The 26,632-nt window shown below is 60.3% G+C and carries 21 protein-coding genes, 1 tRNA gene and 1 pseudogene; 5 read left to right on the top strand and 18 right to left on the bottom strand.

The features are described from left to right. Positions 1-249: 249 nt before the first annotated feature. Entirely contained in the window at positions 250-1,017 is a 768-nt protein-coding gene (locus PY649_RS32740) for a pyrroline-5-carboxylate reductase (RefSeq protein ID WP_285873098.1), read from the bottom strand. 231 nt (positions 1,018-1,248) lie between these two features. Between PY649_RS32740 and PY649_RS32735 the strand changes: the two genes are divergently transcribed. Continuing rightward, on the top strand, positions 1,249-1,953 hold the full coding sequence (locus tag PY649_RS32735) for an SDR family oxidoreductase (RefSeq protein WP_285873096.1): 705 nt from the start codon (positions 1,249-1,251) through the stop codon (positions 1,951-1,953). A 175-nt stretch (positions 1,954-2,128) separates the two neighbouring features. Here PY649_RS32735 and PY649_RS32730 read toward each other — a convergent pair whose 3' ends face one another. Further along, positions 2,129-2,878 (bottom strand): SDR family oxidoreductase, encoded by a 750-nt coding sequence (locus PY649_RS32730; RefSeq protein WP_285873095.1) that lies wholly within the window; start codon positions 2,876-2,878, stop codon positions 2,129-2,131. 166 nt (positions 2,879-3,044) lie between these two features. Here PY649_RS32730 and PY649_RS32725 point away from each other — a divergent pair, with 166 nt between their 5' ends. Further along, entirely contained in the window at positions 3,045-3,683 is a 639-nt protein-coding gene (locus PY649_RS32725) for a CGNR zinc finger domain-containing protein (RefSeq protein ID WP_285873093.1), read from the top strand. 299 nt (positions 3,684-3,982) lie between these two features. Here the strand turns inward: PY649_RS32725 and PY649_RS32720 are convergent, their stop codons facing one another. Continuing rightward, complete coding sequence (locus PY649_RS32720) at positions 3,983-4,735, bottom strand: SDR family NAD(P)-dependent oxidoreductase (RefSeq protein ID WP_285873091.1); 753 nt, start codon at positions 4,733-4,735, stop codon at positions 3,983-3,985. A 101-nt stretch (positions 4,736-4,836) separates the two neighbouring features. Between PY649_RS32720 and PY649_RS32715 the strand changes: the two genes are divergently transcribed. Beyond that, the gene (locus PY649_RS32715) at positions 4,837-5,451 is read left to right on the top strand and encodes a TetR/AcrR family transcriptional regulator (RefSeq protein WP_285873089.1); all 615 of its coding nucleotides are present in this window, start codon (positions 4,837-4,839) and stop codon (positions 5,449-5,451) included. 72 nt (positions 5,452-5,523) lie between these two features. Here the strand turns inward: PY649_RS32715 and PY649_RS32710 are convergent. From PY649_RS32710 to fdnG, 7 genes and pseudogenes are all read right to left on the bottom strand, one after another. Then, positions 5,524-5,619: transfer RNA gene (locus PY649_RS32710), tRNA-Sec, on the bottom strand. A gap of 120 nt (positions 5,620-5,739) precedes the next feature. Next, positions 5,740-7,572: pseudogene (gene selB / locus PY649_RS32705) on the bottom strand (selenocysteine-specific translation elongation factor); the annotation flags it as partial. A 57-nt stretch (positions 7,573-7,629) separates the two neighbouring features. Beyond that, entirely contained in the window at positions 7,630-9,051 is a 1,422-nt protein-coding gene (selA, locus tag PY649_RS32700; RefSeq protein ID WP_285873087.1) for an L-seryl-tRNA(Sec) selenium transferase, read from the bottom strand. A 10-nt stretch (positions 9,052-9,061) separates the two neighbouring features. Beyond that, positions 9,062-9,979, bottom strand: coding sequence for a formate dehydrogenase accessory protein FdhE (gene fdhE, locus PY649_RS32695; RefSeq protein WP_285873085.1), 918 nt, complete (start codon positions 9,977-9,979; stop codon positions 9,062-9,064). 49 nt (positions 9,980-10,028) lie between these two features. Next, positions 10,029-10,736, bottom strand: coding sequence for a formate dehydrogenase subunit gamma (locus tag PY649_RS32690; protein ID WP_285873084.1), 708 nt, complete (start codon positions 10,734-10,736; stop codon positions 10,029-10,031). Beyond that, positions 10,733-11,674, bottom strand: a complete 942-nt coding sequence (gene fdxH / locus PY649_RS32685; protein WP_285873083.1) for a formate dehydrogenase subunit beta — start codon at positions 11,672-11,674, stop codon at positions 10,733-10,735. The genes PY649_RS32690 and fdxH overlap by 4 nt, the downstream gene beginning before the upstream one ends. Positions 11,675-11,685: 11 nt before the next feature. Further along, positions 11,686-14,772 carry a formate dehydrogenase-N subunit alpha gene (fdnG, locus tag PY649_RS32680; RefSeq protein ID WP_285873081.1) on the bottom strand — a complete coding sequence of 1,029 codons (3,087 nt, stop codon included), beginning with the start codon at positions 14,770-14,772 and terminating at the stop codon, positions 11,686-11,688. Between the two features lie 520 nt (positions 14,773-15,292). Between fdnG and selD the strand changes: the two genes are divergently transcribed. After that, positions 15,293-16,354, top strand: a complete 1,062-nt coding sequence (gene selD, locus PY649_RS32675; protein ID WP_285873080.1) for a selenide, water dikinase SelD — start codon at positions 15,293-15,295, stop codon at positions 16,352-16,354. A 354-nt stretch (positions 16,355-16,708) separates the two neighbouring features. After that, the gene (locus PY649_RS32670; RefSeq protein ID WP_285873079.1) at positions 16,709-17,395 is read left to right on the top strand and encodes an antibiotic biosynthesis monooxygenase family protein; all 687 of its coding nucleotides are present in this window, start codon (positions 16,709-16,711) and stop codon (positions 17,393-17,395) included. A gap of 106 nt (positions 17,396-17,501) precedes the next feature. Here the strand turns inward: PY649_RS32670 and osmF are convergent, their stop codons facing one another. From osmF to PY649_RS32630, 8 genes are all read right to left on the bottom strand, one after another. Beyond that, a complete protein-coding gene (osmF, locus tag PY649_RS32665; protein ID WP_285873100.1) occupies positions 17,502-18,407 on the bottom strand; it encodes a glycine betaine ABC transporter substrate-binding protein OsmF in 906 nt (301 codons plus the stop codon). A gap of 405 nt (positions 18,408-18,812) precedes the next feature. Next, entirely contained in the window at positions 18,813-19,301 is a 489-nt protein-coding gene (locus tag PY649_RS32660; protein WP_285873077.1) for a peroxiredoxin family protein, read from the bottom strand. Positions 19,302-19,926: 625 nt separating this feature from the next. Next, entirely contained in the window at positions 19,927-21,387 is a 1,461-nt protein-coding gene (locus PY649_RS32655; RefSeq protein WP_285873076.1) for an MFS transporter, read from the bottom strand. Positions 21,388-21,648: 261 nt separating this feature from the next. Further along, positions 21,649-22,350, bottom strand: a complete 702-nt coding sequence (locus PY649_RS32650) for an SDR family NAD(P)-dependent oxidoreductase (RefSeq protein ID WP_285873075.1) — start codon at positions 22,348-22,350, stop codon at positions 21,649-21,651. Positions 22,351-22,602: 252 nt separating this feature from the next. Then, positions 22,603-24,198, bottom strand: a complete 1,596-nt coding sequence (locus PY649_RS32645) for a GMC family oxidoreductase (protein WP_285873074.1) — start codon at positions 24,196-24,198, stop codon at positions 22,603-22,605. A gap of 212 nt (positions 24,199-24,410) precedes the next feature. After that, positions 24,411-25,106: a glutathione S-transferase N-terminal domain-containing protein gene (locus tag PY649_RS32640; RefSeq protein WP_285873073.1), complete on the bottom strand. Its 696-nt coding sequence runs from the start codon at positions 25,104-25,106 to the stop codon at positions 24,411-24,413. 143 nt (positions 25,107-25,249) lie between these two features. Beyond that, a complete protein-coding gene (locus tag PY649_RS32635) occupies positions 25,250-26,167 on the bottom strand; it encodes an NADP-dependent oxidoreductase (protein WP_285873071.1) in 918 nt (305 codons plus the stop codon). A 179-nt stretch (positions 26,168-26,346) separates the two neighbouring features. Continuing rightward, on the bottom strand, positions 26,347-26,632 hold a 286-nt coding region (locus PY649_RS32630; protein ID WP_432761450.1), incomplete at its 5' end, for a carboxymuconolactone decarboxylase family protein.

Raw genomic sequence — 26,632 nt, 5'->3', positions numbered from 1 at the left:
CCAGCGCGGCTATGTCGAAGCGCAGTTCAAGCTGTTCAACACCTGGTACGCCGCGTGGAGCAAGCTTCCCGGTGCCGTTGAAAAGTACAAGGCATAAGCTTATCCGTATATGCATCGCGTAGGAAAGGCCCATCATTCGATGGGCCTTTCCTACATTCAGGCCTGATCGCGTTTTGCGGTTTTACTGGCCGGCTGCAATCGCGAGTTCCTGTCGCGCCCTGGGCAGCTTACGGCGACAGGATTGCGGGATCAGCCTCGAATTCTGAGGAAAACGGAACGCAATGCAGCGGCAAGGGCATCTGTCCCCCCATTGGCAACGAATTCGGTGAAAACCTGCTCATTCAATCCGCCCTTGGTCGAAAACTCCGCCCGCATCTCCTCGAACGATGCAGCACCCGACGCAAGCGCAGCCTGAGACAGGCCGGAAAACAGCTGCTTGAGATAGAGGCCTGCCTGGTCATAGGGCATGCCTTCGGCCTCAAGCCAGCGTGCGCTTGCCTCAAGAAGTCCAAAATACGTCCCCATCAGCGCACTCGCCGCCCCCAGAAGATCGTACTGCCTAATTTCATTGGTCTGTACCGCGACGCCAAGCGACGAGAAGAGATCCGCGATTTTTTCGTCAGGAGGATAGATTGCCGTCGCGCCTTGGAGGTCGGCGACAAATGGCAGAGGGATTGCGCGCGAAATCTCCACGGGAATTTTTATCCAGGTTCGGAGTGTCTCGATCTGGGTCACCGCAATGAAGCTCACGACATGCTGGCCGGCGCGGAATTGCAGCGGCTCGATCACCTCCGTGGCGATCTGCGGCCGCACCGCTAGAAAGACGATCTCGGAACCGCCAACGACAGCCTGATTATCGGCGCCGATCCGGACGACCGGATACCTTGCGGCAAGCCGCCCGGCGATCTCCGGGTTCCTCGGCGACACGACAATCTCCTCGATATCGGATCGCGCCTTCATAAGGCCGGTTACGACCGCCTCGGTTATAGTGCCAGTTCCGACAAAGCCTAGCTTCATGATCTCTTCCTCTTTTATGATGGCTATAGGCCAACGGCTCAAGGAACTAAACTTGCAGGCGCCGCGCTTTCGAACATGAGCAACGCATTGAGAGGGGGATAGCAATAGGGTCCCTGACCGCCGGTCATCCAGCAGTTTTCCTAGAGGGAGGAAAGATTTTTTCTGCTTAGACGAACGCGGCGACTGGTGTCAAACTGATATGGAAACGATGTCCCTCGAAAGGAAATAGATATGACAAGCCTGAAGGTCGCCGTGATTACGGCAGGTGGGAGCGGCATGGGTGCGGATGCCGCACGCAGGCTTGCCGCCGATGGCTACATGGTCGCAATTCTGTCGTCGTCCGGCAAAGGTGAAGCGCTCGCCCATGAGCTCGGAGGTGTAGGCGTAACTGGTTCAAACCAGTCGAACGACGATCTGAAGAAGCTCGTCGAGCTGACCGTCCAAACTTGGGGCCGCATTGACGTGCTGGTCAACAGTGCTGGTCATGGCCCCCGCGCGCCGATCCTGGAGATTACCGACGAGGACTGGCACAGGGGTCTCGATACTTACCTGATGAACGTCATCCGTCCCGTCCGTTTCGTTACGCCGATCATGCAGAAGCAGCAGGCGGGCTCGATCATCAATATCTCGACAGCCTGGGCATTCGAGCCTTCTGAGATGTTTCCGACGTCGGCGGTGTTCAGAGCCGGTTTGGCGTCCTACACGAAGATTTTCGCCGACACCTACGCCAAGGACAATATCCGCATCAACAACGTGCTTCCCGGCTGGATCGACAGCCTTCCGGCAACCGAGGCCCGCCGGGACAGCGTACCCATGAAGCGGTATGGAAAGAGCGCGGAGATTGCCGCAACAATCGCGTTCCTCGCATCGGACGGGGCGGGATATATCACCGGCCAGAACATCCGGGTCGACGGCGGCATAACGCGGTCGATCTGAATCATCGCTTTCGCAAACTCAAAATCCGGCACGATAGGTGGAAATCTGCGTTCTCCACTCGCGCAGGTCAGTTTGATGCCAGCGCTTCGACACGAAGACCTAAGATTCTCACTGCCGAAGCGTGACGCCGCTGCGATCAACAACGGGCGGAGCCCTGCCCCGCCCGTCGCGAAGCTCAGAGCTGTGTGAGCCCGCCGTCGACAGGAAGCTCGACGCCGGTGATGTAGGAGGCGTCGTCGGAGGCGAGGAAGGCGACCGCGGTCGCGACCTCTTCGGCTTTGCCAAAGCGCTTGACCGGGATCTGCGAGAGCAGCGTCTCGCCCAGCGCCTGAACATCGGCCTCCGCCAGACCAAGCTTGCCGAACAACGGGGTCTCGATCACGCCCGGGCTCACCGCGTTGACACGAATATTCCGATCGACGAGCTCGGAGGCAAGCGTGCGAGTCAGGTTCCGGAGCGCTGCCTTCGAGGCGGAGACGACGGACGTGCCGGCGGCGCCAGCTTCGTCGAACCACGAGGTGGTGAACACGATCGCGCCGCCGTCGCGCAGCAGCGGCAATGCCTTCTGAATCGTGAAATAGGTGCCGCGGAAGTTGGTGCCGATGACATCATCGAACAGCTCGGTACTGGTGTCGGCAACGGCCCCCAGCTTGGCGATCCCGGCATTGGCGAACAGCACGTCGATTCCGCGGAAACTATCCCGGATCTGGTCGAACAGCGCTTCTAGATCGCCAGGCTTGGTAATATCGGCGACGATGCCTAGCGCACTTTCCCCGAGTTCCTTTGCCGCCTCGGCGGTCTTCTTCGGGTCGCGTCCGGTAACCACGACCTTTGCTCCCTCCTTGATGAACTGTCTCGCGGCAGCGAAACCGATGCCGGTCGTGCCACCCGTGATGACGATGTTCTTATTCGTGAAACGGCTCATGTCGTGTCTCCTTTTTTCGCCCGCGACGGCTCGCACCGACATGCGGTCTGAATTTTGACGATCATAACCATTAATCGTCACTATTACCGGTTATCACTTGCATACTAACCGGTCAAATGATATTTCTCAGGTTATTCGCGGTTATCTTGAGCGCAAAGGCGACAGAATGAACGATCCCAGCCATCGCCATCCGGAACCGGTTCTGGTGGGAGACCATCCCTCGATGGATTTTCTTAACAGCATCGAGAATTCCGAAATGCCGAGCTCCGATTGCCTGCGCGACGGACTTGGCCTGGTGCGGTGGATGGAACTCGCGGGTTTGATTGATGGCGCGACGGCAACCAAGATGAGCCGGATCGACAACGGCGCGCTGGACGAGATAGCCGCCGAGGCACGGGCACTGCGTGAATGGCTAAGGAGCATGCATATCGCAGGCCGCGGCATCGTTATCGACAACCCGGACGTCCAACTCGCCCCGCTCAATGCGATCCTCGCCCGTGACAATAGCTTCGGTTGCGTGGTGCTGGATGGTTATCATGAAGGGGATCACCCGCATTTCGCCGTCGAGCGGACGAACCGCTGGGACGATCCGCGCGAGCTACTGCAGCCGATCGCGGCGGCCATCGCCCAATTGCTGGCGGAGGAGAACCTCGCCCTCGTGCGGACCTGCGAAGGTCCAACCTGCACGCTCATGTTCCTGGATCGCACCAAGTCGCATAAGAGGCGCTGGTGCAGCATGGCGGTGTGCGGCAACCGCTCGAAAGCAGCCGCCCACCGGGCCCGTACATCGGCACGATCGGAGTGACGACCGTCGACCCAATTTGGCGTGCTGACGGTTCTCGACGAGAAACCGCCCCTCCAGGAGGTCGGGCACAGTCACTGTCTCGAAACGGAAGAGATCCTTAGTTGCCGGGCTCGTTGTGTTCTCTGGCCGCTTTGCCACACGAAACGCTTATTGATTACCGGACGAGTGGTCACCGTCGTTCTCCAAATATGGGCTCATGCGGGGGGACAAGGACGTTCGCGTGTTACTCTATGCGCAATTCGTCGAGCCGCGCCTTGGCGGAGAAAAGTTGTCTTTAGACGGACAGCCCAATCCGTCGGCTAAACCTGCGCTAGCCCGCCGTCAGCCTGGATGTCAGCTCCAGTGATATAGCTGGAGGCGTCGGATGCCAGAAAGAGGGCGACCTCGCCCATCTCGCGGGCCTGGCCCGCGCGTCCCATCGGAGTCGCTCCGACAACATTGGCCATATAGGCTTCCTTGACCTTCGGATCGGCGAATGTAGCCTCTAGCAGAGGGGTCAAGATCGGACCCGGCGAGATCACGTTCACGCGGATGCGCCGCGACTTGAGTTCGTTGGCCCATGTCCGCGCGAAGCTGCGGATGGCGGCCTTGGTCGCGGAATAGACCGTGCGTTGGGGTATGCCCTTCAGCGCGGTCGCCGAGGAGGTCAAAATGATTGATGCGCCCTCACACAGCAGCGGTAAGGCCTGTTGTACGGTGTAGATCACGCCCTTGAAATTGATCGCCAGTTGGGAGTCGATGCCTTCTTCGGTGATTGACCCCAGGGCTTCGCGGGTTTGCACGCCCGCATTGGCCACCAGAATGTCGATCTTGCCCTTGGCGGCACGCACCACCTCATAGGCGCGGTCTAGGTCCACCGACTTGGACACATCGGCCGCGATGGCGATGGCGTCGCCGCCAATCTCCTTGACGGCGGCATCTAGGACGGATTGGCGCCGGCCGATGATGAAAACCGATGCCCCTGCTTCGCCCATTAGCTTGGCGCAAGCCAGACCGATACCTTCGCCGCCGCCCGTGATGACGGCCACCTTACCTTGCAAAGACGCACCCATCGGAAACTCCTGTTTTGTGATGATCGTTACATAACGGATACCAGTGGATATCACAAGCAAATTGTGTAACGATCGTCACAATTAATTGGAGCGGAGTTAGGATGGCGCGACCGCGGGTTTTCGATGAATCAGAGGTACTGGACCGGGCGATGGAAGTGTTCTGGCGTCACGGCTACGAAGGCGCGTCGATGGCTGAGCTGACCAAGGCGATGGGTCTCAACTCGCCCAGCATCTATATGGCTTTCGGCAGCAAGCGGGGTCTCTTCGATGCGGTTCTCAAACGCTATCGCGAACGCCGGGCCGCACACCGCGAGGCGGTGATGACCGCCTCGACTGCGCGCGAGGCTGCGGAGCGTTTTCTGTTCGGCGCCATTGATTGGCTTGTGGATCCGAGCGAGCCGCGCGGCTGCTTGACCTTCCAGGCCGGGCTTGTCGCCGGCATGAATAACGATGACGTCCCCCGTGCTTTGATTGCCCATCGCCAGGGGACCCGGGAAATGCTTGCTCAGAGACTGGAGCGGGCAAAAGCCGATGGCGATCTGCCGCCATCGGCGGACGTTGCGGCCCTCGCCAAATTTCTGTTCGCAGTGTTCTCCGGGCTGGCGATACAAGCCGCCGAAGGGTTGTCCAAGGCCGATCTCCAGGAAACCGCCGCGCTCGCTTTGCGCGCCTGGCCGGCCAGTCAACGCGGCGAAGGCGATCGCTGCACCGTCTAGCTGTCGCTTCTAAGATGGTCGTTCCCGCGCCGCCAGTGAGGCGCGGTTGAATGGTCAATGACGGAGGGGCGATGGCGGAAGAGAGTGGGAGTCGAACCCACCAAAGACCGTCTCTCGGCCCCTCCCGGATTTGAAGTCCGGACGCCCCACCGGGGACGAATCTCCTCCAGAAGCAAGATTTTCACCGCTATTCGCCAGATTGGCAAAGAGATCCAGACGATCGCGATTGACGCGGCGCAGATCGCCGCGACGCGAGGTCACGCGTTGACGATCGAAAAAATCGAGGATCTGGATTGCAACCTTGCGGCCATTTTCGACACGATCGCGAAACTGCATAGCCGTGAACCAGCCCTTATCCGCGGCTGCGCTGATCTCGGCGATGATTGCGACCATTTCCCCCACTGTTTCACGCCGAAAGAAGTGATCGTGTGCGATCTCGTGCACTTTCCCCATGCGGCTGCCGAGCTTCAGCAGCCGGCGTACCTGCTGCTCGGGAATTGCCAGCAACACGCCAATATCGCGGACGCGCGGCGGGCGGAACCGTTCGGTGCCGCTCAGCAGCGGTGCGATCTCATCCCAGAGCCGCTCGTCGGCGATGGACATCGTCACCTGATGGCCCGCGAGCCTGACCCAGGCTCCGTCCAGAACGATGTCTCCCTCGCGCGCAAGATCCTTCAGCGCTGCGAGAAATGCCGGTACCGGCAAACGCAAATCGAGCTGCGTCCGGAGCATTTCGATACCAGCACCGGGGAGGTCGGGGTTGTCCGCATGAAAGCCCTGGAGTCGGTTCAGAAGGCTACTCCGGAATGTCTTCCAGCATTCCGACGATACCGCCAGCGCGGTGCCATCCACAGACCATTGCTTCACCCCCGGCAATCCAGCCAAAGCACTGGCGTGCGCTGTCGGGAGAGCCCGGTCACGCGCGAAGGCGGCAACGTCGACATAAAACGGGTGCACCGCAAGCAATGCCTTGAACGCATCTTCCGGTTCGGCCAGTGAATATGCTTTAAGTTGCGCGATCCGCTCTGGCGTGCGGCGCTTGCGGGCCGGGGCACGCAAATCCAAAAATCGGCCGCCGCCGATCGTGCGGCGAGCCGAAGTATCACGAACGACGTAGCGATCGCCGGCGACGGCCGCAATCGGCCCTTCGAGCACAAGCTGTACGAGACCGCGCGTTCCCGGCATCAGGAGCTCTTCGGTCAGCAGGACAATGTGGGCACCGACCTCCGTCGACGCGTGATGAAGCCGCACGGGAAACCAATGGCCAATCGGCTTCGGCTCGGAACCGAGTAGGCGCAGCGTTGCGTCGATCCTGTCTGTCGGTGCGTGCAGGCTTTCATCGCACACGATATCGCCGCGACTAACCGCTGCTTTGGTTATTCCGTGGCCGACAAGGTTGAGAGCGCAGCGATCCCCTGCCCGCCCGTTCTCGCTCGGCCTGCTCTGCGCATGGATCGAGCGAATTCGCGCGCTGAGACCGGAGGGACTTATCGCGACATGATCGTCGAGCGATACGGCGCCCGAAAGAACAGTTCCGGTGACGATCGTGCCGGCCCCGTGGATCGTGAAGGAACGATCCACGGCCAGACGAAAACGTCCTGTTGCCCGCCGTCGCGTGAATCTTCGGGCAGCCTCGACGATTTGGTTCCGCAATGTCATAATGCCCCGGCCGGAAACGGTTGAAACCGCGACCATGGGAGCATCGCCAAGTGCGGAGCCGGCAAGCGCCTTCCGTACCATGGCTTCAACCTCGACGAGCCGCTCTTCCTGCACGAGATCGGTCTTGGTGAGAGCCACGATGCCATGCCCCACACCCAGGAGATCGATAATGGCCAGATGCTCGCGTGTCTGCGGCATGACACCGTCATCGGCCGCTACCACCAGTAGAGCGAAATCAATGCCACTGGCACCGGCAAGCATTGTATGGATGAACCTCTCGTGTCCCGGTACGTCGACAAAGCCAAGTGTCTCCACACCCTCCACCGGCATGTAGGCAAAGCCCAAATCAATCGAGATTCCGCGATCCTTTTCCTCCTTCAGCCGGTCCGTATCGATGCCGGTCAGTGCCAGGACGAGGGACGTCTTTCCATGATCGATATGTCCGGCGGTGCCGATTATCACGTCCTGTCCCCCTTGCCGACATGACGGGCGAGCACGGCTGGGCTTAGCGGCAGACGGCTAAGAAGATTCATCAGAACCTCCCCCGATCGCAAGATCAAGACTCATAAAATTGGCGACGAACCGCTCCTCGTCTTCAAGACAGCGCAAGTCCAGCACCACGGAACCGCGTTCGACACGACCGATGACCGGCATCGGGAGCCGCCTGAACGCCGCCGCCAAATCGCTCAGCAATCGGCCGCTGCCATCGATCGGCGTCAGAGCAAGCCCGATGCTCGGGACTGTGGAGATCGGCAAGGCGCCCGAGCCGATCTGGCTTTCGCAGCTGACGACAGAAACATGGAAGAAAGCGCTCAACGTGCGCTCCACAATAGGCTGCAGCCGCCTGGCCTGCGCATCGATGTCAGCCTGGGAACGGGTGAGCAGCCGCAGCGTGGGAAGGCGCTTGTTCAGACGGTCTGGATCACGGTAGAGCTTCAGCGTCGCCTCAAGAGCAGCTAGCCTCATCTTGTCGACCCTAAGTGCGCGCTTCATCGGGTTTTTGTTGATCGTTTCGATGAAGGTTCGGCGCCCGACAATGAACCCGGCCTGCGGTCCGCCAAGGAGCTTGTCGCCGGAAAAGGTGACGACGTCCGCTCCCTCGGCGATCGCTTCGCGGACGGTCGGCTCGTGCGCGAGACCGAAGCGGATCAGATCCACCAGGGTACCGGAACCGAGATCGTTGACGAGCGGCACGCCCTTGTTGCGGGCGATCGCCGACAATTCGCGTGCGCCAACCTCCTTCGTAAAGCCTTCGATCCGGTAGTTGGACGTATGGACCTTCAGTATCACGCCAGTATCGGGGCCAATTGCACCGCTATAGTCTCTTGCGTGGGTGCGGTTCGTCGTGCCGACTTCGACGAGACGGACGCCGGACCGCTCCATGATGTCCGGCATGCGGAACGCCCCGCCGATCTCGATCAGTTCGCCCCGCGAGACGATCGCTTCGCGGCCGGCCGCAAGGCTGTTCAACACCAGCAGAACGGCCGCGGCATTATTGTTGACGACGGTCGCATCCTCCGCCCCCGTTAATTCGCAGATCAGCGCGCGCAGATGATCGTCCCGTTCGCCGCGTTTGCCGCTCTCGAGCTCGAACTCGAGCGCGACTGCCTCGCGCATCGCGACAACAGCCGCATCGATCGCCGCATCCGCAAGCACCGCCCTACCGAGATTGGTATGCAGCACCGTCCCCGTAAGATTGAACAGCGGCCGCATCGTCGATCGGTCAACGGCATCCAGTTTGGAAAGCACTGCCGTCGCGACCTCGTCGCGGGAAGGAATGTCCTGGCCCTGCCGCACCTTGTCCCGGATGTCGGAAAGGATGGCGCGGACCGCATTTGTAACCGCGGACCGACCGAAACATTCGATCGCGGCCGCGGCGGGTTCTGTTTTCAGGACCTGGTCGACCGATGGGATATCCCGCAATCTGGCGCTTGCGTCCAACTTTTCCTCCTCAAAAGCCGGCCATGAGCGGCGCGAATCCGCCCCGATGATACGGGCTTTCCCGCATCAGCAGATCAAGGCCCAGGCTTGCCACGTCGTCGGCGACCGGATCGGTCTCTGCTGCCTTCTCCTGATAGAAGATCTTCGACCAGCCACCACATTCGTCGCAGGTTTCCGCTTTGACGGTTCCGCCCAGCCCATCGATCTCCTGGTAGCCGATCCCCTTGGTAGAGCCGCAAAGCACGCATTTGACCCGGACATAATGCCAAAGCGTGCTGCAAAGTGAGCATGCGCAAAACCGGGCACCATGCGCGCCAGGCCACCCGACCACCATGGACGATACCGGCTTTGAGCCACAGGCAGGACAGAGGCCATCGGCCACGGGTGCCAGCATCTGCGGTTCGAGAACCGACGCGAGCTGGGCAAAATGGACCTGGAGTGCCGCCCACACGAACACGTGTTCGGCGATTTCATCTGCCGGCAGAGCGCCGGTGAAGATAGCTCTTGTCATGGCGGTGCGTTTTGCAAAATCGGCTTGTGTTACGCGCGCAAGCGCTGCCGCTGCCTGCGGTGGCTTTTCAATCGCGGCTGCGGCTGCAAAGAAACGATCGAATATGCCGGCGACCGTGTCATCCTGACCTATTCCCTCTCGATCCAGGGGCGGCATTTCGAACTCGCGCGCACGCCGCATCGCGGCAGGATCGACGGCTTTCGGATCGGGCAGATCCGCTTGGCCATCGTGCTGCGCTTGGGAAAGTCCAGCCAGGAAATTCAGATACGGCCCTAGGTCGCTGACCTCGGCCAATTGGCGAAAGCGAGCCGATCTCGCGGAAAAAAGCGTGACGGGATCGGGAACACGCGCAAAGGGCGGCGATGACACATCTCCGATGGCGGTTGGATCCGGCGCGACCTCGCTCTTGCGTCCCATAACACTCCCTCACGAACCCGACGGGCCACGTGATGCAAATCCGAACCCGTCACTCCGCGGGCGTCTCCTTCGACTTCTTTGTCGACGATCTCGTGACCAGTGCGCGTAGCCATTTGCGATGATGCCGCCACGCCCAACCGCCCGTCACCGAGCCGCGTGTCATGGCCCGTATAGTACCGCGTACCCAGAAGGCTGAATAGACATGAACGATCCAGACGCAGATGATCACGACGGCCGCAATCGAATGCGTCAAGACGGCCCACCGCTTTTGCTCGATCGTGGTATAGGCGAAGAAATATTGGTCCCACATCACAAGGCCGGTCGTTATCAGTATGATGATGAGGATGGACATCGACCAGAAGACGCATTTCTGCCCAGCGTTGTACTTGCCGACCTCGGGTGCCCGATCCTCTTGACCGGTCAGGACGTCGCGGCCGTGTGCGAGCCAGGCGCTGTCGTCCCGCTTCCAAAGATTGAGCCTCCAGAAACGCAGGAACAGACCGATGAAGCTGAAGAAGAGAACGACGCCGATCCATGGATGAATGATGCGCGTCCAGAGACCGCCGCCAAAGAGTCGAGTCAGAAAGAAGAGGCTCGGATGGAACAGAGCCAGGCCCGAGAGCGCCAGGAGCACAAGGCTTATCGCGGTGATCCAGTGATTGACTCTCGCGCCTCCGGAATAGCGGTCGACAATGACAGGCCTGCCGGGATGAACGTCGTCGCCCTTTGCAACATCATAGTTCGTATCCGACGTCATGAGGAATCACCTCTCGTCAGTCTTTCCGCCGCAGCCTCGTCCTCCTCGGAAACTCGATTGGGTCCGTTGACAATATAGTGCAGGAGACCGGTTACAGCCGCCACCCCCATGGCCGCCAAGCCGGCATATTTCGTGACGCCTTTCCAGGCCTCGACGATTGGACTGATCCTTGGATTGTTGGGCAGGCCGGCATAGATCTCCGGCTTGTCGGCATGGTGCAGCACATACATGACATGCGTGCCGCCGACGCCCGGCGGATCATAGAGACCGGCGTTCTCAAATCCCCGGGACTTCAGATCGGTGATCCTGCCTTCCGCATGCTGCTTCATCTCCTCCTTCGTGCCGAAGACGATTGCCTGCGTCGGGCAGGCCTTGGCACAGGCGGGCCCCTGCCCGACGGCGATACGATCGGAACAGAGCGTGCATTTATAAGCCGTATGATCGACCCGGGATATGCGCGGGATATTGAATGGGCATCCCCTGATACAGTAGCCGCAGCCAATACAATTCTCGTGCACGAAATCCACAATACCGTTCGAATATTGCACGATTGCGCCCGGAGCCGGACAGGCTTTGAGGCAGCCCGGATCGGCGCAGTGCATGCAGCCGTCCTTGCGGATGAGCCACTCGAGATTGTTCGTCTCCGGGTTTTCCCACTCGGTGAAGCGCATGAGCGTGAACATATCCGGCGTCAGGTCGTGAGGATTATCATGCACGCCTCTATTGATCTCCATCTCCGGGTGCGTGTCGTTCCACTCGATGCAAGCCGATTGGCAAGCTTTGCAACCGATGCATTTGGAGACGTCGATCAGCTTCGCAACTTCGGTCCGGCGCTCCGCGGGGGGCGTCACGTTCGAAGCCGACCGCCGTATCAGGTCCTGCTCGCCGAACTTCGGATTTACAGGAGTGGTCACGGGATTTGGAACAGGAGGAAACATAATGCGGTCTCCTATGCCACCGGCCCTGCGATGGGCTCAATGTTAACCAAAAATGCCTTGAATTCCGGCGTCTGTACATTCGCGTCACCGACGAAGGGCGTCAGCGAATTCGGACCGAAGCCCTTTCTGGCCGCTCCGGTAAAGCCCCAATGCAACGGTATGCCCACGACATGAACAGGCTTGCCGTCACAGATCAGCGGTTTGATCCGCTTGGTAACGACCGCCTTCGCCCTGATCGATCCGCGCTTCGACCAGACGCGCACCCAGCCGCCCTTGGTAATCCCCTTTTCTGCTGCCAGTTCTTCGGAGATTTCTACGAAAAACTCAGGCTGCAGCACGGCGTTCACCCACACATGCTTCGTCCAATAATGGAAATGCTCGGTGAGGCGATAGGACGTCGCCGCATAGGGGAACTCCGCCGAGGCCGGCTCGGCGAACTGCGCGAAATCATCATCGAACACCCGTGCCACCGGGTTGCCGCGAACCGCCGGGGCTATGAGATTGGGAAGCGGCGATTCGAACGGCTCGTAATGGGCCGGGAACGGTCCATCACGCATCATTGCGCGGGCGAAAAGGCGAGAGACGCCTTCGGCATTCATAATGAACGGCCCGACCTCGTCCGGCTTCGCCGTCGGCGCTATGTCGGGCACGTCGTAGCCGGACCATTTCGCGCCATCCCATTCGATCAGCTTGCGGCTCGGATCCCACGCCTTGCCGTTCAGATCCGCCGAAGCCCGGTTATAGAGGATGCGGCGGTTGAGAGGCCAGGAGAACGTCCATTTGGGATAGGCGCCGGTGTCGTCCGGATCCGACGTGTCGCGGCGGGCCATGTTATTGCCGTCTTCATTGAAGCAACCGGAATAGATCCAGCACGCAGATGAGGTCGATCCGTCGTCGCGCAGCGCCGAGAAGTTCGGAAGCAGCTTGCCGGCTTCGGCCACCACCTTGGTCGGATCCGCCGTGTCGCGGACCGTTGTGATCGCCCGGCCGTTGATCTCCTTGGCAAGCTCTTCCGCGGTCGGCTCACCCGGATCGGCATAGTTCCAATCGAGATTGACGATCGGGTCGGCGAAGGCTCCGCCTTCTTTGCGATAGAGCTCCCTCAGCCGTGTAAAGATCTGTGCCATGATCCAGTTGTCGGTCTTCGCCTCACCTGGAGGCGTGCCACCCGGCCAATGCCATTGCAGCCAGCGGCCGGAGTTGGTGAGCGAGCCCTCGTCTTCGGCAAAGCAGGTCGAGGGCAACTGGATGACCTCAGTCTGGATCTGCGACGGATCGACATCGTTGAATTCGCCGTGGTTTTCCCAGAACCGCGAGGTCTCCGTGTCCAAGGGATCCATCGTGACGAGGAATTTGAGCTTCGAGAGAGAAGCTGTCAGCTTCCCTCGGTTCGGAACAGCCATAAGTGGATTGAAGCCCTGACAGATGTATCCCGTCATCTTGCCCTGGTTCATCATGTCGAAAGCGCGCAGGACATCGTAGTCAGGAACGTCCAGCTTGGGCAGCCAATCATAGGCGAAGTGGTTTTCCGGCGTCGCCGCCGCGCCCCACATCGCTTTCTGGAAACTGACGAAGAACTTCCTGTAGTTCTGCCAATAGCTCGTCTGGTTGGGCCGTAGCGGCTTGTATCCGCGCGTCGACATGTAGCTTTCGAGATCCACCTCCTTTTCCATGGGCAGCGTCATGTAGCCGGGAAGCAGGTTCGACATCAGCCCGATATCGGTGAGACCCTGGATGTTGGAATGGCCGCGCAGCGCGTTCATGCCGCCGCCGCGCACACCGATATTGCCGAGGATCAGCTGCAACATCGCCATGGCGCGGATATTTTGCGAACCCTTCGAATGCTGGGTCCAGCCGAGCGCATACATGGACGTCATCGTCTTGGTCGGCGACGAGCATTCCGAGATCATCTCGGCCACCTTCAGGAACTTGTCCTTCGGCGTGCCGCAGATGCGCTGGACTGTCTCCGGCGTATAGACAGACACATGCGCCTTCAACAGGTTCCAAACGCAACGCGGATTGGCGAGCGTATCGTCCACGGTAGCATAACCGTCAGTACCGATGACATAGTCCCAGGTCGACCTGTCGTAGTCGCGCTTTGCTTCGTCATAGCCGGTAAACAGCCCGTCCTTGTATTCGAATCCGTCCTTGACGATGTAGCTGGCATTGGTGAACGCCTTGACATACTCCCACTGCACCTTGTTGGTCTGCATGCAGTAGTTGATCAAGCCGAGCAGGAAGGCGATATCCGTGCCCTGGCGGATCGGTGCATAGTAATCTGCAACCGACGCCGAGCGTGTGAAACGCGGATCGACGACGATCAGCCGTGCACCGCGATTGGCCTTGGCTTCGGTAACCCATTTGAAGCCGCAGGGATGTGCTTCGGCGGCATTTCCACCCATGATGACGACGAGATCCGTATTCCTGATATCCGTCCAGGAATTGGTCATTGCGCCGCGGCCGAAAGTTGGAGCCAAACTGGCCACCGTTGGGCCGTGTCAGACACGCGCCTGATTGTCGAACACCAGCATGCCTGTGCTGCGTACGACCTTGTAGGTCTCCCATGCAGTTTCGTTGGTTGTCGCAGACGCGGCGAGAACACCCGTCGTAATCCAGCGGTTTACGGTCACGCCACTACTATTCTTCTGGACGAAATTGGCATCACGGTCGTCCTTCATCAGGCGGGTGATGCGATCGAGAGCGTCCTCCCAGGAAATGCGCTCGAACTTGTCCGATCCCGGCTTACGGAGCATCGGATATTTCAACCGGGTCTCGGCCTTTACAAAATTCAAGAGCGCAGCACCCTTCGGACAGAGCGTGCCACGGTTTGTCGGATGGTCGGTATCACCTTCGATATGGATGATCTCGGCTTTCTCGCCTTTCTTCAAATCACCCTTCGAATACATGATGATGCCGCAAGCGACGGAGCAGTAAGGACAGGTGTTTCGCGTTTCGGCTGTATTCACGAGCTTGAAAGGCCGGATCGCCGCGGCATATGCCGCTTCAATTTCACCGAAGCCAAAAGCTCCAAACGCCGTTCCCGCTAAACCCGCACCGGCAGCCCCCAGGAATTGGCGCCGCGAGAGTTCCATGTTCATAGCATGACACCTCCCCACAACCCGGCCTTGCCAATATTGCGTGCCGGGATCTTCAGCCCGTAGCCAACAGACAATCGTCAGTTCTTATATAAGTAGTCAGCTCTTATACAAGTAAAGGTGAACCCACTCCATTTCGATGTCAAACCATGCAGAAGCGCAAAGTCGTGGATGGAACGATAAAACTTTAAAGAGTGAGAGAGGTCCCGCACGTAGCAAAGCCCGCGAATTGCAAATTGACGTTCGCCGCTCGGCCGATGATAATGGGTAGATGGGCTTGCATGCCGCTCCCGAGTTTCGGGGCATGGTGCACAGGGCTATAGTATCGGGATACCGCCGGAGACGGCGGAGCGTTCCGGATTGTGTCCATCTACTTCCTCGCAAGCTTATAATTTCTCCTGCAAAACCAAGATTTCGGGCCGTCGCCATCGACGGCGACAGCGTTGCGCATTTCCGAAGAACCGACCCGGATGCTCAGTCCGCGATTTCGCGTGGCTGTCTTGCGGCAACTTAGGAGGTCTCCATGGATAATCCCACCGCGAAATCACCTGTCCGTCTGACGGCGCTTGCCCATGGCGGCGGATGCGGCTGCAAGCTGGCGCCGTCGGTCCTGCGACAATTGCTGGCGGACCAGCCCATGTCCGGGCCATTTGCCCGGCTGCTGGTCGGAACGGAGACAGGCGACGATGCGGCTGTCTGGCAGCTCGATGCTGAAACCTGTGTGATCGCCACCACCGATTTCTTCATGCCGATGGTCGACGATCCCTTCGATTTCGGTCGGATCGCTGCGACCAACGCCATTTCCGACATCTATGCGATGGGTGGCAAACCGATCATGGCCCTTGCCATCCTCGGTATGCCGATCGACAAGATGCCAATCGAAATGGTGCGGGAGATATTGAAAGGGGGCAGCGATATCTGCGCAATGGCCGGCATTCCCGTTGCGGGGGGCCACTCGATCGATTCGCCTGAGCCGATCTATGGACTGGCCGTGATCGGGATCTGCCCGGTTTCCGACCTGCGGCGCAACAATGGCGCAAGAGCCGGCGATACACTGATCCTGACAAAGGCGCTGGGCGTGGGAATCTATTCAGCCGCCGTCAAAAAAGACGCCTTGCCGGCGGCAGCCTATGCAGAACTCATCGCGTCGACCACGCTTTTGAACAGCATTGGCGCCGAACTCGCCAAGGATGCGGACGTGCATGGCATGACGGACGTCACTGGCTTCGGCGTTCTCGGCCATGCCCTCGAAGTGGCTGAAGGATCAGGCGTGCTGATATCGCTGAGATGTCGCGATATAGCTCTTCTTGCCCATAGTGCCGAACTCGCGCAGCAGGGTTTCGTGACCGGCGCATCACATCGAAACTGGGCGAGCTACGGCATGAACGTTACTCTACCCGACGACCTTCCGTTGTGGTGGCGTCACATCCTTACCGACCCGCAAACGTCCGGAGGCCTTCTCGTTTCATGCAACCCCGCGCGGGCAACGGAATTGCTCGGAAGGATCAACGCGGCGGGCTATCCGGCCGCCCGAATTATCGGTGATGTCGAGCAAGGCAATCCTGGATTGCGCGTGGTGGGCTGATTGAGGGCTGGACGAAGCCCCCTTCATGGACTGAGCGAGATTTGATTTTAGCTGGCGACACCCTCCTCGGCGCGCAGTGTCGGCCACCTATTACACAAGGTTATCGAAACCATAGCTTTACGAGCCAATTTGGCGGCAATAACGCTGTCTTGTGAGCGCATGCGCGGGCGTGAGGCTGCGGCCGATGGCATAAAGCTCGCGGCAATCAGGGTGGCGAGGACACTCATGACCCAAAGCATCGCAGGACGATCTGCCCGCCAACGCGCGGTCTCCTGCCGGATCGATGCCGAGGGAATTGAACGCCCTCCTCTCAAGATCGACTACGTCGCAGCACTCTAAGAGCGAGATACGACCATGTTTTCAGTGATTTTCGAAGTCTTCCCCAATAAAGAGAATTGGGATGACTACCTCGACAATGCCAAGATGCTGCGCCCCGAGCTGGTGCAGGTCGAGGGCTTCGTCGACAACATCCGCTACAAGAGCCTGACCCGCGAGGGCTGGATCCTTTCGCTTTCGAACTGGCGGGACGAGAAGTCGCTCGTCCGATGGCGCACCCGCCAGAGCCATCACGAGGTCCAGCAGAAGGGCCGCGACGAAATCCTCGCCGACTACCACCTGCGCGTTGGCCAGGTCACTGCCGACAATCAAGTGCCTGTGGGATACGCCCTCACGGAGCAGCGGCTCGACGAGACCGAAGTCGGGAACGGAACGACGGTCACGCTGATCAACGCGACGCGCCCCGCGGAATGGAAACAGACCAACAACCCGTATGACTGCGCCGAATGGCTGGGCCTGAACCCGTGGGCGGCTGACTGCACGTCTTGGGACATCTTCGACGCCGTGCTCACGCCCGGCGACCTGATTCTGCTCATATCCTGGAAGGACATCGCCGCGGCGCAGGCTTACGAGGAGGCTTCCGCGCCGAATGACGGGGCGAGGGTCCGCAGAGTGCGGATCGTGCGCGATTACGGGAAATACGACCGTCGCGAGGCGCCTCAGTACTACGCGGACGCGAAGGGCGGCGAGACCCTCCACGCCTGACACCGCTCCGTCGCGAAGGGCGAGAGCCATACGCCTCTTCCCTTCGCCGCGAGATTGAAGCGTCCGTGGCCTTGAGTTTCGACGGTCGGTCGAACCCGCCGACGGGTTATTTCAAAAAGCCATTTTCCTTAAGATAATCCGCCGCAACCGATTTTGCCGGCTGGCCGTCAACCTGGATCTTCGCGTTAAGCTTGCGCAACTCATCGGCGGTCAGGCTCTTGAAGATCGGCGCGAGGATTACCTCAATCTCCGGGTGGGCCTTCAGCACCACCTCGCGAATGATTGGCGTTGGCGCATAAACCTGCTGCACACTTTTGTCATCCTCAAGGACCGTAAGCTCAGCTGCTTCAATCGCACCGTCCGTGCCATAAACCATCGCCGTGTTGACACCGTTGGTTTGGTCGGCCGCGGCCTTGATCGTGGCTGCGGTATCTCCCCCTGACAGAACGATTTCCTGTTCAGGCTTCAGCTTGAAGCCGTAAGCCGTCTGGAAGGCTGGAAGCGCGCCAGCCGAATTGACGAATTCTGCCGAGGCAGCAAGCTTCGCGGCTCCGCCACCGGCAACCCACTTACCGAATTCCGACATCGTCTTCAGATTGTTGGGGCCCGCAATGTCGTTGCGTGCAGCGAGCGCCCAGGTATTGTTGGCTGGCGACGGCGTCAACCAGACGATCTTGTTGGCGTCGTAGTCGAGTTTCTTCGCCATGGCATAGCCCTTGTCGATGTTTTTCCAGGCGGGGTCATCTGCCCTGTTGAAGAAAAAACCGGCATTGCCGGTGTATTCCGGATAGATATCGATCTCACCGGCGGCGATTGCCTTGCGAACAACAGGCGTCGCACCAAGAGCGATGCGATCCTGTGTCTTGATGCCATTCGCCTCTAGCGCAAGTGCGATGACATTGCCGAGGAGGGTCCCTTCGGTATCGATCTTAGACGACACTACGACATCTGCGGCGTGCCCCGCGCCGGCCGCAAGGGCGTATAGTGAGACTGCAATTGCAAACTTCTTCAGGGACAAGACAACCTCCGTAGGGACGTATTCAAGGACAGACAATTATTCAAACAGCGCTGAAACAGAACACGATCGCATCGCTTCGATTTCAAATTCGTAGACGAACGAGCTACGCGGAATGAGACGGTATGTTTCACCTGGGACCCCGTTATCCGGAACAGATTGGCGCCAGCCTTGAGGAATTGGAAATGTCGAACTGCAATGAAGTCGATAACAACAGGTAATTGAGATGGGTTCAAGCAGTGGCGGTTGGTAGGTTCGCAGACATGTCCGGAGCGCTAGGACACGCACCTCGCCGAATGGGACTAACAATGAATACTGCGAAACCTGAAAGAACCTCAAAGTCAATGACACCCGCCCGGATTCGAATAATGTCACGAATTGGGGCGAGGCCGCTCCTTTGGGTCAGTTGGCGAGCGGCCGGAGTGCCTGGATGAGGCCATCCGCGGCGAGCAGAAACCCGTCATACACGACGCGGCCGTCGGGCGCGATCACGACGAACCATGGAGTGCCCCCGGAGCAATATGCCTCCATGATCGCGGGTACCGCGTTTCGTGAAGCCGCGTCTGCGACCGCATGCCCAAAGGGAACGCGTAGTCCATATCGTCGTTGATTTTCCCGCAGGCGATCGAAGGTGTTGACTTCCGAACCCTCGAACACAGTCTGGATGGCCGCCAACCCGACTCCCTTATCGCGAAATCCGTTTGCAAGTGCGACGAAAGTGGGAAAGCCATGGCTATGACAGGCCGCACACCAATCTTGAAAGAAGTACAGTATCCTGAAACCCTGGCCCAACTCCGCCAAGGTCAAGGGGCTGCGGTCGTCGCCATTTTCATCGATCCACCGGACATGCTCGAGCTGGGGGGCCGGCAGCCCCGCAATTCCCATTTCCATGAAATCCTCCATTGGCGGGCTCGCGCCTTATAGGCTGCCATGGATTCCGCCTTCGAACTTATGCCAGAGAAGATGGATACTCGATCCGAAACTATCCAATACGTTGAGACTATAGTTTCGATTACCGCCGGCGCGCGCTGGTGCCGCGCATTTGCGGTGGGATGCTCGGGCGATCGCCGCGTATCGAATTCCGGCGCTCCCTATCTCGGCGGACCGCCTGGTATTTCCATATCCTGAAAACCGATTCCCAATTCGGCCGCGTCGTTACGTTGGCAGCGGCTCGCCTGCGACGCACCATAGGTACCGGCGCTCTCGCAGAATGGCGGCGATGTGCTTGTTGCCCGTTGCAAATTCCGCCTTGGTCGCGCTGATCATCTGCTTGGGCGGAGATCACACCACGGTCCCTCGTTTGGCCACCGGAACGGGCTTTGCTTTGATGGGAGACTTTACAGGCAGCGCTCGTCGGTTCAGATAGCGTCCGAAGGCCGGACGCCACCTCCTCTATGGCAATATCTACTTCGCCGATCTGCTCAAATGTTATTGGGCGACTGTTGCAGCGACACGGCCGCCGCCTCGTTGGCACGTCAGGCATCACATCGCGCCCTGATGTATCCGATGTTGCTCTCTAAGCCTCTTTCGCGCCGCCCGCTGTCGCCGCCGCCGTAGTCGGGGTTATTGCCGCTGTAATGGCACCGCCGAGCGAGGCCAGGGCGGCTACGGCGAGACCGACTTGGTAGCCTGACTCGAAAGACGCGACACCGGCGGCTAGTGCAATGCCGGCAAGCTGCGCAATCCTGCTCGCCGCATTATTGATGCCGGAGGCGAGCCCTTCGTCCGCCTGGTCGACGCTCGACAGGACGGACGCGGTAAGCGGCGCCACGAGCACGGCGAAGGACAGGCCAAGCAGCGTCATGGGCCCGATCACACCGAGCAGCAGGGATGCTTCCCGGCTAAGTGCCATCCAGACATAAGCGAGCGCCGCGCCAGCCGGCCCAACGACGAGCATCGTCCGCGCACCAATCTTGTCCGCCAACCCGCCGAACACGCCCGACAGTAGGCCGACGCCGAGTGTGAAGGGCAGGAATACCAGCCCTGCGTCGGTCGATGAGAGGGCGCGGCGGTCTACGAGATCGAATGGAAGCAGGAAGAACATGATCGAGACCGCCCCATAGATCATCAGTGTCGCGACGTTCAGCCCGAGGAAGGCGTGGTTTTCCACCAGGCGAGGCGGTGTCATCGGGTGTTCGCTTCTGCCCTCCCAGAACGCATAGGCGGCGAGGCCGACAATGCCGAGCCCGGCGACGATTGTGAGCACTGTCCCCATTTCGGCCGGCGCGTGCGCGGTGGCCTGAGCTCCACCCGGGCCGATCTGGCTGAGCGCCCAGGCGAGTGCCCCGAGCGCCGAAGCCAGAATCGCGGCGCCAATCACGTCGAACCTGCGATGGATGCGGCCATCTTTAGGCGCGAAGATCAGCAGGACTCCAACTGTTACAACCGCGATCGGCGGGTTGATCCAGAACACGGATGGCCAGCCAAAGCTCTCGGTCAGCCAACCGCCGAGGACAGGGCCTCCGGCGGTCGTGAGCGCCGACGCCGCCGCCCATATGCCGATCGCCCGGTTCCGCTCCGCGCGCGGATATGTGGCGCCAATCAGCGCGAGGCTCGCGGGCGTAACGATCGCTGCGGCTGCTCCTTGCACGACGCGCGCAGCAATCAGCCAAGCAGGCGAAGGCGCCATCGCGCAAGCCGCGGATGTCAGACCGAACAGGACGCAACCGAGCGCGAGCATCCGCGCCTTGCCATAAACATCCGCCAGCGCGCCGCCGATCAATGTCAGCGAGGCGAGCGCCAACATATACCCATTGAGAACCCATTGAACGGAGGCGAGGTCCGCGCCGAAATCGGCGCGCAATCTCGGCAACGCGACGGGCAGCGCAGTCGCGTCGATGAATGCCATGGAGGATGCGAGCACGCAGGCCATGAGCACCATGCCCCGCCAAGGCGGCGTTTCCCGCCCGCGTTCTCTCGGACAGGGTTCCGCATCGATAACGCCGCGGCTGCATTGTTCTACAAACGACTGTGTCATTTATCGACCTCCTCGCCAATTTGCCGTTGTTTCTCCGTTCTTTGCAGAAGATTTGGACGGAAACCGGGATCCGCGGCGGAACAGGACCAGACGGAACCCTCCGGCCAAAATGGCTAGGCGATGGATCTCGTCGCCACCGGCGCGGGCAAAGATACGAGAGGGAAATGCATCGACATTTTGCGGCATCACAATTGCACTCCTTGTTCAAACCGTCCGAAACGCACTCGTCGACCGCAGCCAGATTCTCGCGATTGAGTACGATCACCTGAGCCTGATCTGGCCGCAACGGATCACCTGGAACGCGCCGGTCTCCATGCCCCCCACGATGGCCTCGGCGATAGCGGACGCCGGTTCACGCAAGACGCCAGCTTCGGGCCCGGCGCGGTTTGACTTCATCATCGGCATGTCCATTCCTTCGGGGTAGACGGTCAGTACATGGATGCCCTTCCTTTTCAACTCGCGCCGCAGCGCTTCCCCGAAATGGGCGAGCCCGATCTTGACCGCGTCATAGGTCGCGTGGAACGGTGCGCCGAGCAGTGCGCTACGGGAGGAAACGTTAACCACCATGGCGTCGCCGCTGTCGCGCAGCAGCGGCAACGCCGCCCGCGTCAGGAGGATCGGGGCGGTCACGTCGATCACGGCCTGCAGCTCGGCTTCGTCCATGTTCTCCAGACGATCGGCCCGTGCCCGGCCGGCGTTATTCACAAGGACATCGAGACCGCCGAGGGCTGCAAGAGCCTGTTCGAGCCTCACGTCGCCGCCATCGGCCGCCACGACGTCGGAGGTTATGCCGTGAATGTCGGCGGTCCTGGTTTGCAGGGACCGAACGGCTTTGGCGACGGCTTCCGGACAGCGCCCGCTGATCGCTACTTTCGCACCCTTCGCCAACAGTATCCGCACCAGCGCAAGGCCGATCCCACTTGACCCGCCGGTGACGAGGACACGTTTGCCGGTGATGTTCATGTCTGTTCTCCTATGAGCCTGTCTTGCTTCCTCGCGTGGAAGTCGCTGGCGTAGTGCCGCTCGCGCGACTGGGTCGAAGGGTCCCCAACGTGCCGTTCACCTTTCGACCACGGCGTGACACCGAGCGTCTCCGAGAGGACGCCAAGGGGGCACATTTTCGGACAGCGCCGCTGGCGATTATCTCGTCCAGTCGGCCGGACCCTCCTCGAATTTGAGCGGAGCGGCTGGCTCCGCTGCTTGCTCGAGGGCTCCTTAGGTCCGCTTCAGATCCTGGACCATCATCGCCGTGGCGTGGCGTGCGAGCGCCTGTGTCGGGGCGTTGGTATTGCCGCTGGTGATATTCGGCATGATCGAGGCGTCGATCACGCGGAGGCCATCGACCCCGCGGACCCTGAGCCTCGCGTCAACGACCGCTCGCGCATCCTGGCCCATGCGGCACGTGCCGACCGGGTGCCACATTGTCGTTACGGCACGCTTTGCCCATTCAACGATCTCGTCGTCCGACTGGATGCGCGGCCCAGGCTCGATTTCTTCCTCGATCACGGGCGCCAACGACTCCTGCGCCATAACCTTGCGGATCGCGCGCACCGCACCCACCACGGCCTTCAAGTCTTCTTCCTCGCCGATAAAGTTCGGGTGGATGAGGGGCATCGACGTCGGGTTGCTATCGGCCAAGCGCACCCAGCCGCGGCTCTTTGGCCGAAGCACCACGAGTTCGAAGGTGATGCCGGAGCGGTCCCCCGTCGGGCTGAGTTCCTGGTTCGCGATGATGGGAGCGTGATAGCATTGAATCGTCGGTTCGGCGGTGAAGTCGGACGGATTCCAGTGGGAAACCGTCTCGATGCCGTTGCCCGACGCCGGGCCATCCTTGGTCACGAAATAGCGCAGGCCCGCCTTCACGCTGCCAAGGCCATGCGCCGCAGCCTGGTAGCCGAGATCACCCGTCACATAAGCACGGACCGGTACCATCGGATGGTCCTGGAGATTTTCGCCCACTTCCGGAGAATCGACGATCACCGCGATGCCCTGCTGGCGAAGCTGTTCGGCCGGCCCGATGCCCGAATGCATGAGGATCGTCGGGCTATGGACGCTGCCTGCCGACAGCACAACCTCGCCGGCTAGGATCCTCTCCGGGTCGTTGCCCATGAGTTCGACGCCGACGGCCCGCTTGTTTTCGACGAGGATGCGAACGACAGTCTTACCGGTGAGCAGGGTCACACGGCCTGAGGCGAGGTGCGGGCGCAGATAAGCGTCGACCGCGCTGCACCGCCGCTGATTTCCGACGGTAGACTGTACCGGCGAGACGCCGATCTGGCTCTTGCCGTTATAGTCGGGATTATAGGGAATCCCATATTCCTGGAATGCCTTGAGGCAATATTGATTCAGCTTATTGATGCCCTTGGGCAACTGGACCGCCAAGCCACCATTGATGCCGTGATAGTCGTCGTGGAAGGTGTCGTTTTCTTCCTGCGCCATGAAGACGGGAAGCAGGTCTTCATACGACCATTTGCCGGTGCTGCCGACCGCCTCTTGCCATGCCGCATAGTCGCCAATTTGGCCACGGACGTAGGCCATTGCATTGATCGAGGAGCCGCCGCCGAGAACCTTGCCCGAGCGATATGCTCGCTTGATGCCGTGCTGAGGAATCGTCTCGTATTTCCAGACATGCCGGTCGTGAGCTAGTATCTTCGCGAAGCCGGCAGGAATGTGGATGAACGGATCGCGATCATTGTCGCCCGCTTCGATCAATGCGATCGACGCAACGGTGTGTTCGGCGAGATAACTCGCGACGACGCAGCCCGCTGCGCCCGCGCCAACAATGACAATGTCGTAGGCTTCCTGGGACATCAGTATCTTTCTCTTTCGCACCGTTATTATCGTTCAATCAACGCCAGTGGCTGGCGCCGCGCCATCGCGACACTTGATCCTGAAATTCATTGGACCATGCGTTGAAGAATGACTTTCCAATGCTGGCGAGGGAAATCATCTCTCGCCATAGAGTCGATAGACGATCGTTATTGACGCCCGCGGCACCTCGCCGGCCTGTCGAAAGACCCGCCCTAGGACGCCGTTACTTGAATTCCGCGCTGCACCGCTGGACGGGCGAGGCCACGGTCGAGCCATGCCTTCACGTGATGGAAGCGGTCGAAGCCGACGAGTTCGCGCGCTTCGTAAAAGCCGATCAGGTTGCGCACCCAGCCGAGGAGCGAAATGTCCGCGATGCTGTAGTCAGCACCCATTACCCAATCGCGGCCTGCGAGCCGCTCGTCAAGGACACCGAGCAGCCGGGCTGACTCGGTGGCATAGCGGTCGCGCGGGCGTTTGTCCTCATAGGCCTTGCCCGCAAATTTGTTGAAGAAGCCGACCTGGCCGAACATTGGCCCCACTCCGCCCATCTGCCACATCACCCACTGGATCGTCTCGTAGCGGGTGTTCGGATCGGCTGAGATAAATTGCCCCGTCTTGTCGGCAAGATAGAGGAGGATCGCGCCCGATTCGAACAGCGCGAGTGGCGCGCCGCTCGGGCCGTCCGGGTCGTAGATCGCGGGAATCTTGCCGTTGGGGTTGAGCGCGAGGAAGGCCGGGTCGTGGTTTTCGTTCGCCATGATATCAATGCGGTGCGGCTCATAGGCAAGGCCAGTCTCTTCAAGCATGATGCCCACCTTCACCCCATTGGGCGTAGGCAGCGAAAAGAGCTGTAGCCGATCGGGGTACTGCGCCGGCCAGCGTGTGAAAATTGGATGATTGACTGTCACTTTCTCTCTCCTGGGTGAGCGGCCGAACCACGCGGGGACATGGCCTGATCTTGCGTCTGGATGCGTGCTGAGACGATTGTCGCGGTTCAAAAGGCGACGACCGTCAGCGAGAAGGGCCGATCCGCTCTCCCTCCCCGGGGTCCTCATGGACGAACGCGAATGATCGTCTTCCCGCTGATCCGCTTGGTCGGATTGAAAGCGGCGACGGCTTCGTCAAGGGTCGCGATGTTGCCGATGTTCGTCCGAAGTCGTCCGTCCCGCACCCGCTGGATGATCTCACCCAGTTGGGCTCGATCGGAGACGAGAACAAAGTCAATTGTCCGGCCATTGGCGGGCCGCGCCTCGGTCGGTCCGGCGATGGTCACCAATGTTCCTCCGGTTCGAATAAGGCCTGCGGACCGCTCCGCAATGTCGCCGCCGATGACGTCGAAGACCAGATCGACTCCGCCGACGTCGTCAAGGGTGTCGTTGTCGAGGTCGACGAACTCGTGTGCGCCAAAGTCGAGCGCCTTCTGACGGTCGGAGCCGCGTCCGGTGCCGATGACATAGGCACCAGCCTCCCGGGCAAGCTGCGTCACCATCGTGCCGACTGCGCCAGCGGCGCCGTGCGCGAGGACGCTCTGCCCGGCCTGGAGGCGGCCGTGGTCGAACAGTCCCTGCCATGCGGTCAGGCCAGGCATCGCCACACTCGCGCCGACGGTGAAGTCAACGTCGCCTGGCAGCGGCGCGAGATTGCGCGCCTCGATCGCCACATACTCCGCCAAGGTGCCGCCGCGATACGAGTCCGAGAGGCCGAACACCCGCTGTCCGACCGACAGTCCCGTCGTACCGTAGCCGAGAGCGGTGACCACTCCGGCCACTTCCTGCCCGGGGATCGACGGTGTGCGATCGCGGTCGAGGCGATCGGTCCAGGTCGAGGGCCACGTCAACTCACCCGAGGTGAACCCCGACGCGTGAACCTGAACAACGACGTCATTTATGGCTGCCTGCGGCTCGGGCAGTTCCATCAGCTTCATCCCGGCCGTTCCGGCCGCCTGATCCGTTACTGCGATTGCCTTCATCGTCCGTCTCCCTGTGTGTGGTATGTCCTAGTCTTCCGAATTCCTTTGCGAACAAGCGAAAATAGGACGGCGTAACTCGATGGTCCAATGATCGGCGGCTATAGAAACGATGCCATCGACGCGGCGTGCAGCCGGATGCGCCCATAAATCGCTGTTGGGCGCATCCGCGCTTTAGAAGTTCAGATCGATCCAGCCGGTTTAACGGCGGGAAAGTCCTTGTCGGGATCGAACACGTTGTTGAAGAAGTTCGTAAGCGAGTACGTCGCCACCAGCGCGACGATCTCCATGATATTCGCATCCGTGTAGCCGGCATCGCGAACCGCTTTCAGATCGGCGTCGCTGACCTGCCCTCGGGTCTCGATGACTTTGCGCGCAAACTGGACGGCGGCGTCCCGCTTGGGATCGTTGGCATGGCCTTTCCGGGCGAGGATGATTTCGTCGGCCGAAAGCTTGGCCATATGTTCG

Origin of the sequence: Rhizobium mayense (assembly GCF_030272705.1) — a bacterium.
In the GTDB taxonomy this organism is placed as follows: domain Bacteria; phylum Pseudomonadota; class Alphaproteobacteria; order Rhizobiales; family Rhizobiaceae; genus Rhizobium; species Rhizobium mayense.
The sequence above is the reverse complement of the archived record's forward strand: the minus strand, read 5'-3'. Positions and strand labels throughout refer to the sequence as shown.

What these genes read in the sequence shown, in the direction of transcription:
- PY649_RS32740 (WP_285873098.1), bottom strand. Translation starts at nt 1,017, where the DNA reads ATGAAGCTAGGCTTTGTCGGAACTGGCACTATAACCGAGGCGGTCGTA.
- PY649_RS32735 (WP_285873096.1), top strand. Translation starts at nt 1,249, where the DNA reads ATGACAAGCCTGAAGGTCGCCGTGATTACGGCAGGTGGGAGCGGCATG.
- PY649_RS32730 (WP_285873095.1), bottom strand. Translation starts at nt 2,878, where the DNA reads ATGAGCCGTTTCACGAATAAGAACATCGTCATCACGGGTGGCACGACC.
- PY649_RS32725 (WP_285873093.1), top strand. Translation starts at nt 3,045, where the DNA reads ATGAACGATCCCAGCCATCGCCATCCGGAACCGGTTCTGGTGGGAGAC.
- PY649_RS32720 (WP_285873091.1), bottom strand. Translation starts at nt 4,735, where the DNA reads ATGGGTGCGTCTTTGCAAGGTAAGGTGGCCGTCATCACGGGCGGCGGC.
- PY649_RS32715 (WP_285873089.1), top strand. Translation starts at nt 4,837, where the DNA reads ATGGCGCGACCGCGGGTTTTCGATGAATCAGAGGTACTGGACCGGGCG.
- fdhE (WP_285873085.1), bottom strand. Translation starts at nt 9,979, where the DNA reads ATGGGACGCAAGAGCGAGGTCGCGCCGGATCCAACCGCCATCGGAGAT.
- PY649_RS32690 (WP_285873084.1), bottom strand. Translation starts at nt 10,736, where the DNA reads ATGACGTCGGATACGAACTATGATGTTGCAAAGGGCGACGACGTTCAT.
- fdxH (WP_285873083.1), bottom strand. Translation starts at nt 11,674, where the DNA reads ATGTTTCCTCCTGTTCCAAATCCCGTGACCACTCCTGTAAATCCGAAG.
- selD (WP_285873080.1), top strand. Translation starts at nt 15,293, where the DNA reads ATGGATAATCCCACCGCGAAATCACCTGTCCGTCTGACGGCGCTTGCC.
- PY649_RS32670 (WP_285873079.1), top strand. Translation starts at nt 16,709, where the DNA reads ATGTTTTCAGTGATTTTCGAAGTCTTCCCCAATAAAGAGAATTGGGAT.
- PY649_RS32660 (WP_285873077.1), bottom strand. Translation starts at nt 19,301, where the DNA reads ATGGAAATGGGAATTGCGGGGCTGCCGGCCCCCCAGCTCGAGCATGTC.
- PY649_RS32655 (WP_285873076.1), bottom strand. Translation starts at nt 21,387, where the DNA reads ATGACACAGTCGTTTGTAGAACAATGCAGCCGCGGCGTTATCGATGCG.
- PY649_RS32650 (WP_285873075.1), bottom strand. Translation starts at nt 22,350, where the DNA reads ATGAACATCACCGGCAAACGTGTCCTCGTCACCGGCGGGTCAAGTGGG.
- PY649_RS32645 (WP_285873074.1), bottom strand. Translation starts at nt 24,198, where the DNA reads ATGTCCCAGGAAGCCTACGACATTGTCATTGTTGGCGCGGGCGCAGCG.
- PY649_RS32635 (WP_285873071.1), bottom strand. Translation starts at nt 26,167, where the DNA reads ATGAAGGCAATCGCAGTAACGGATCAGGCGGCCGGAACGGCCGGGATG.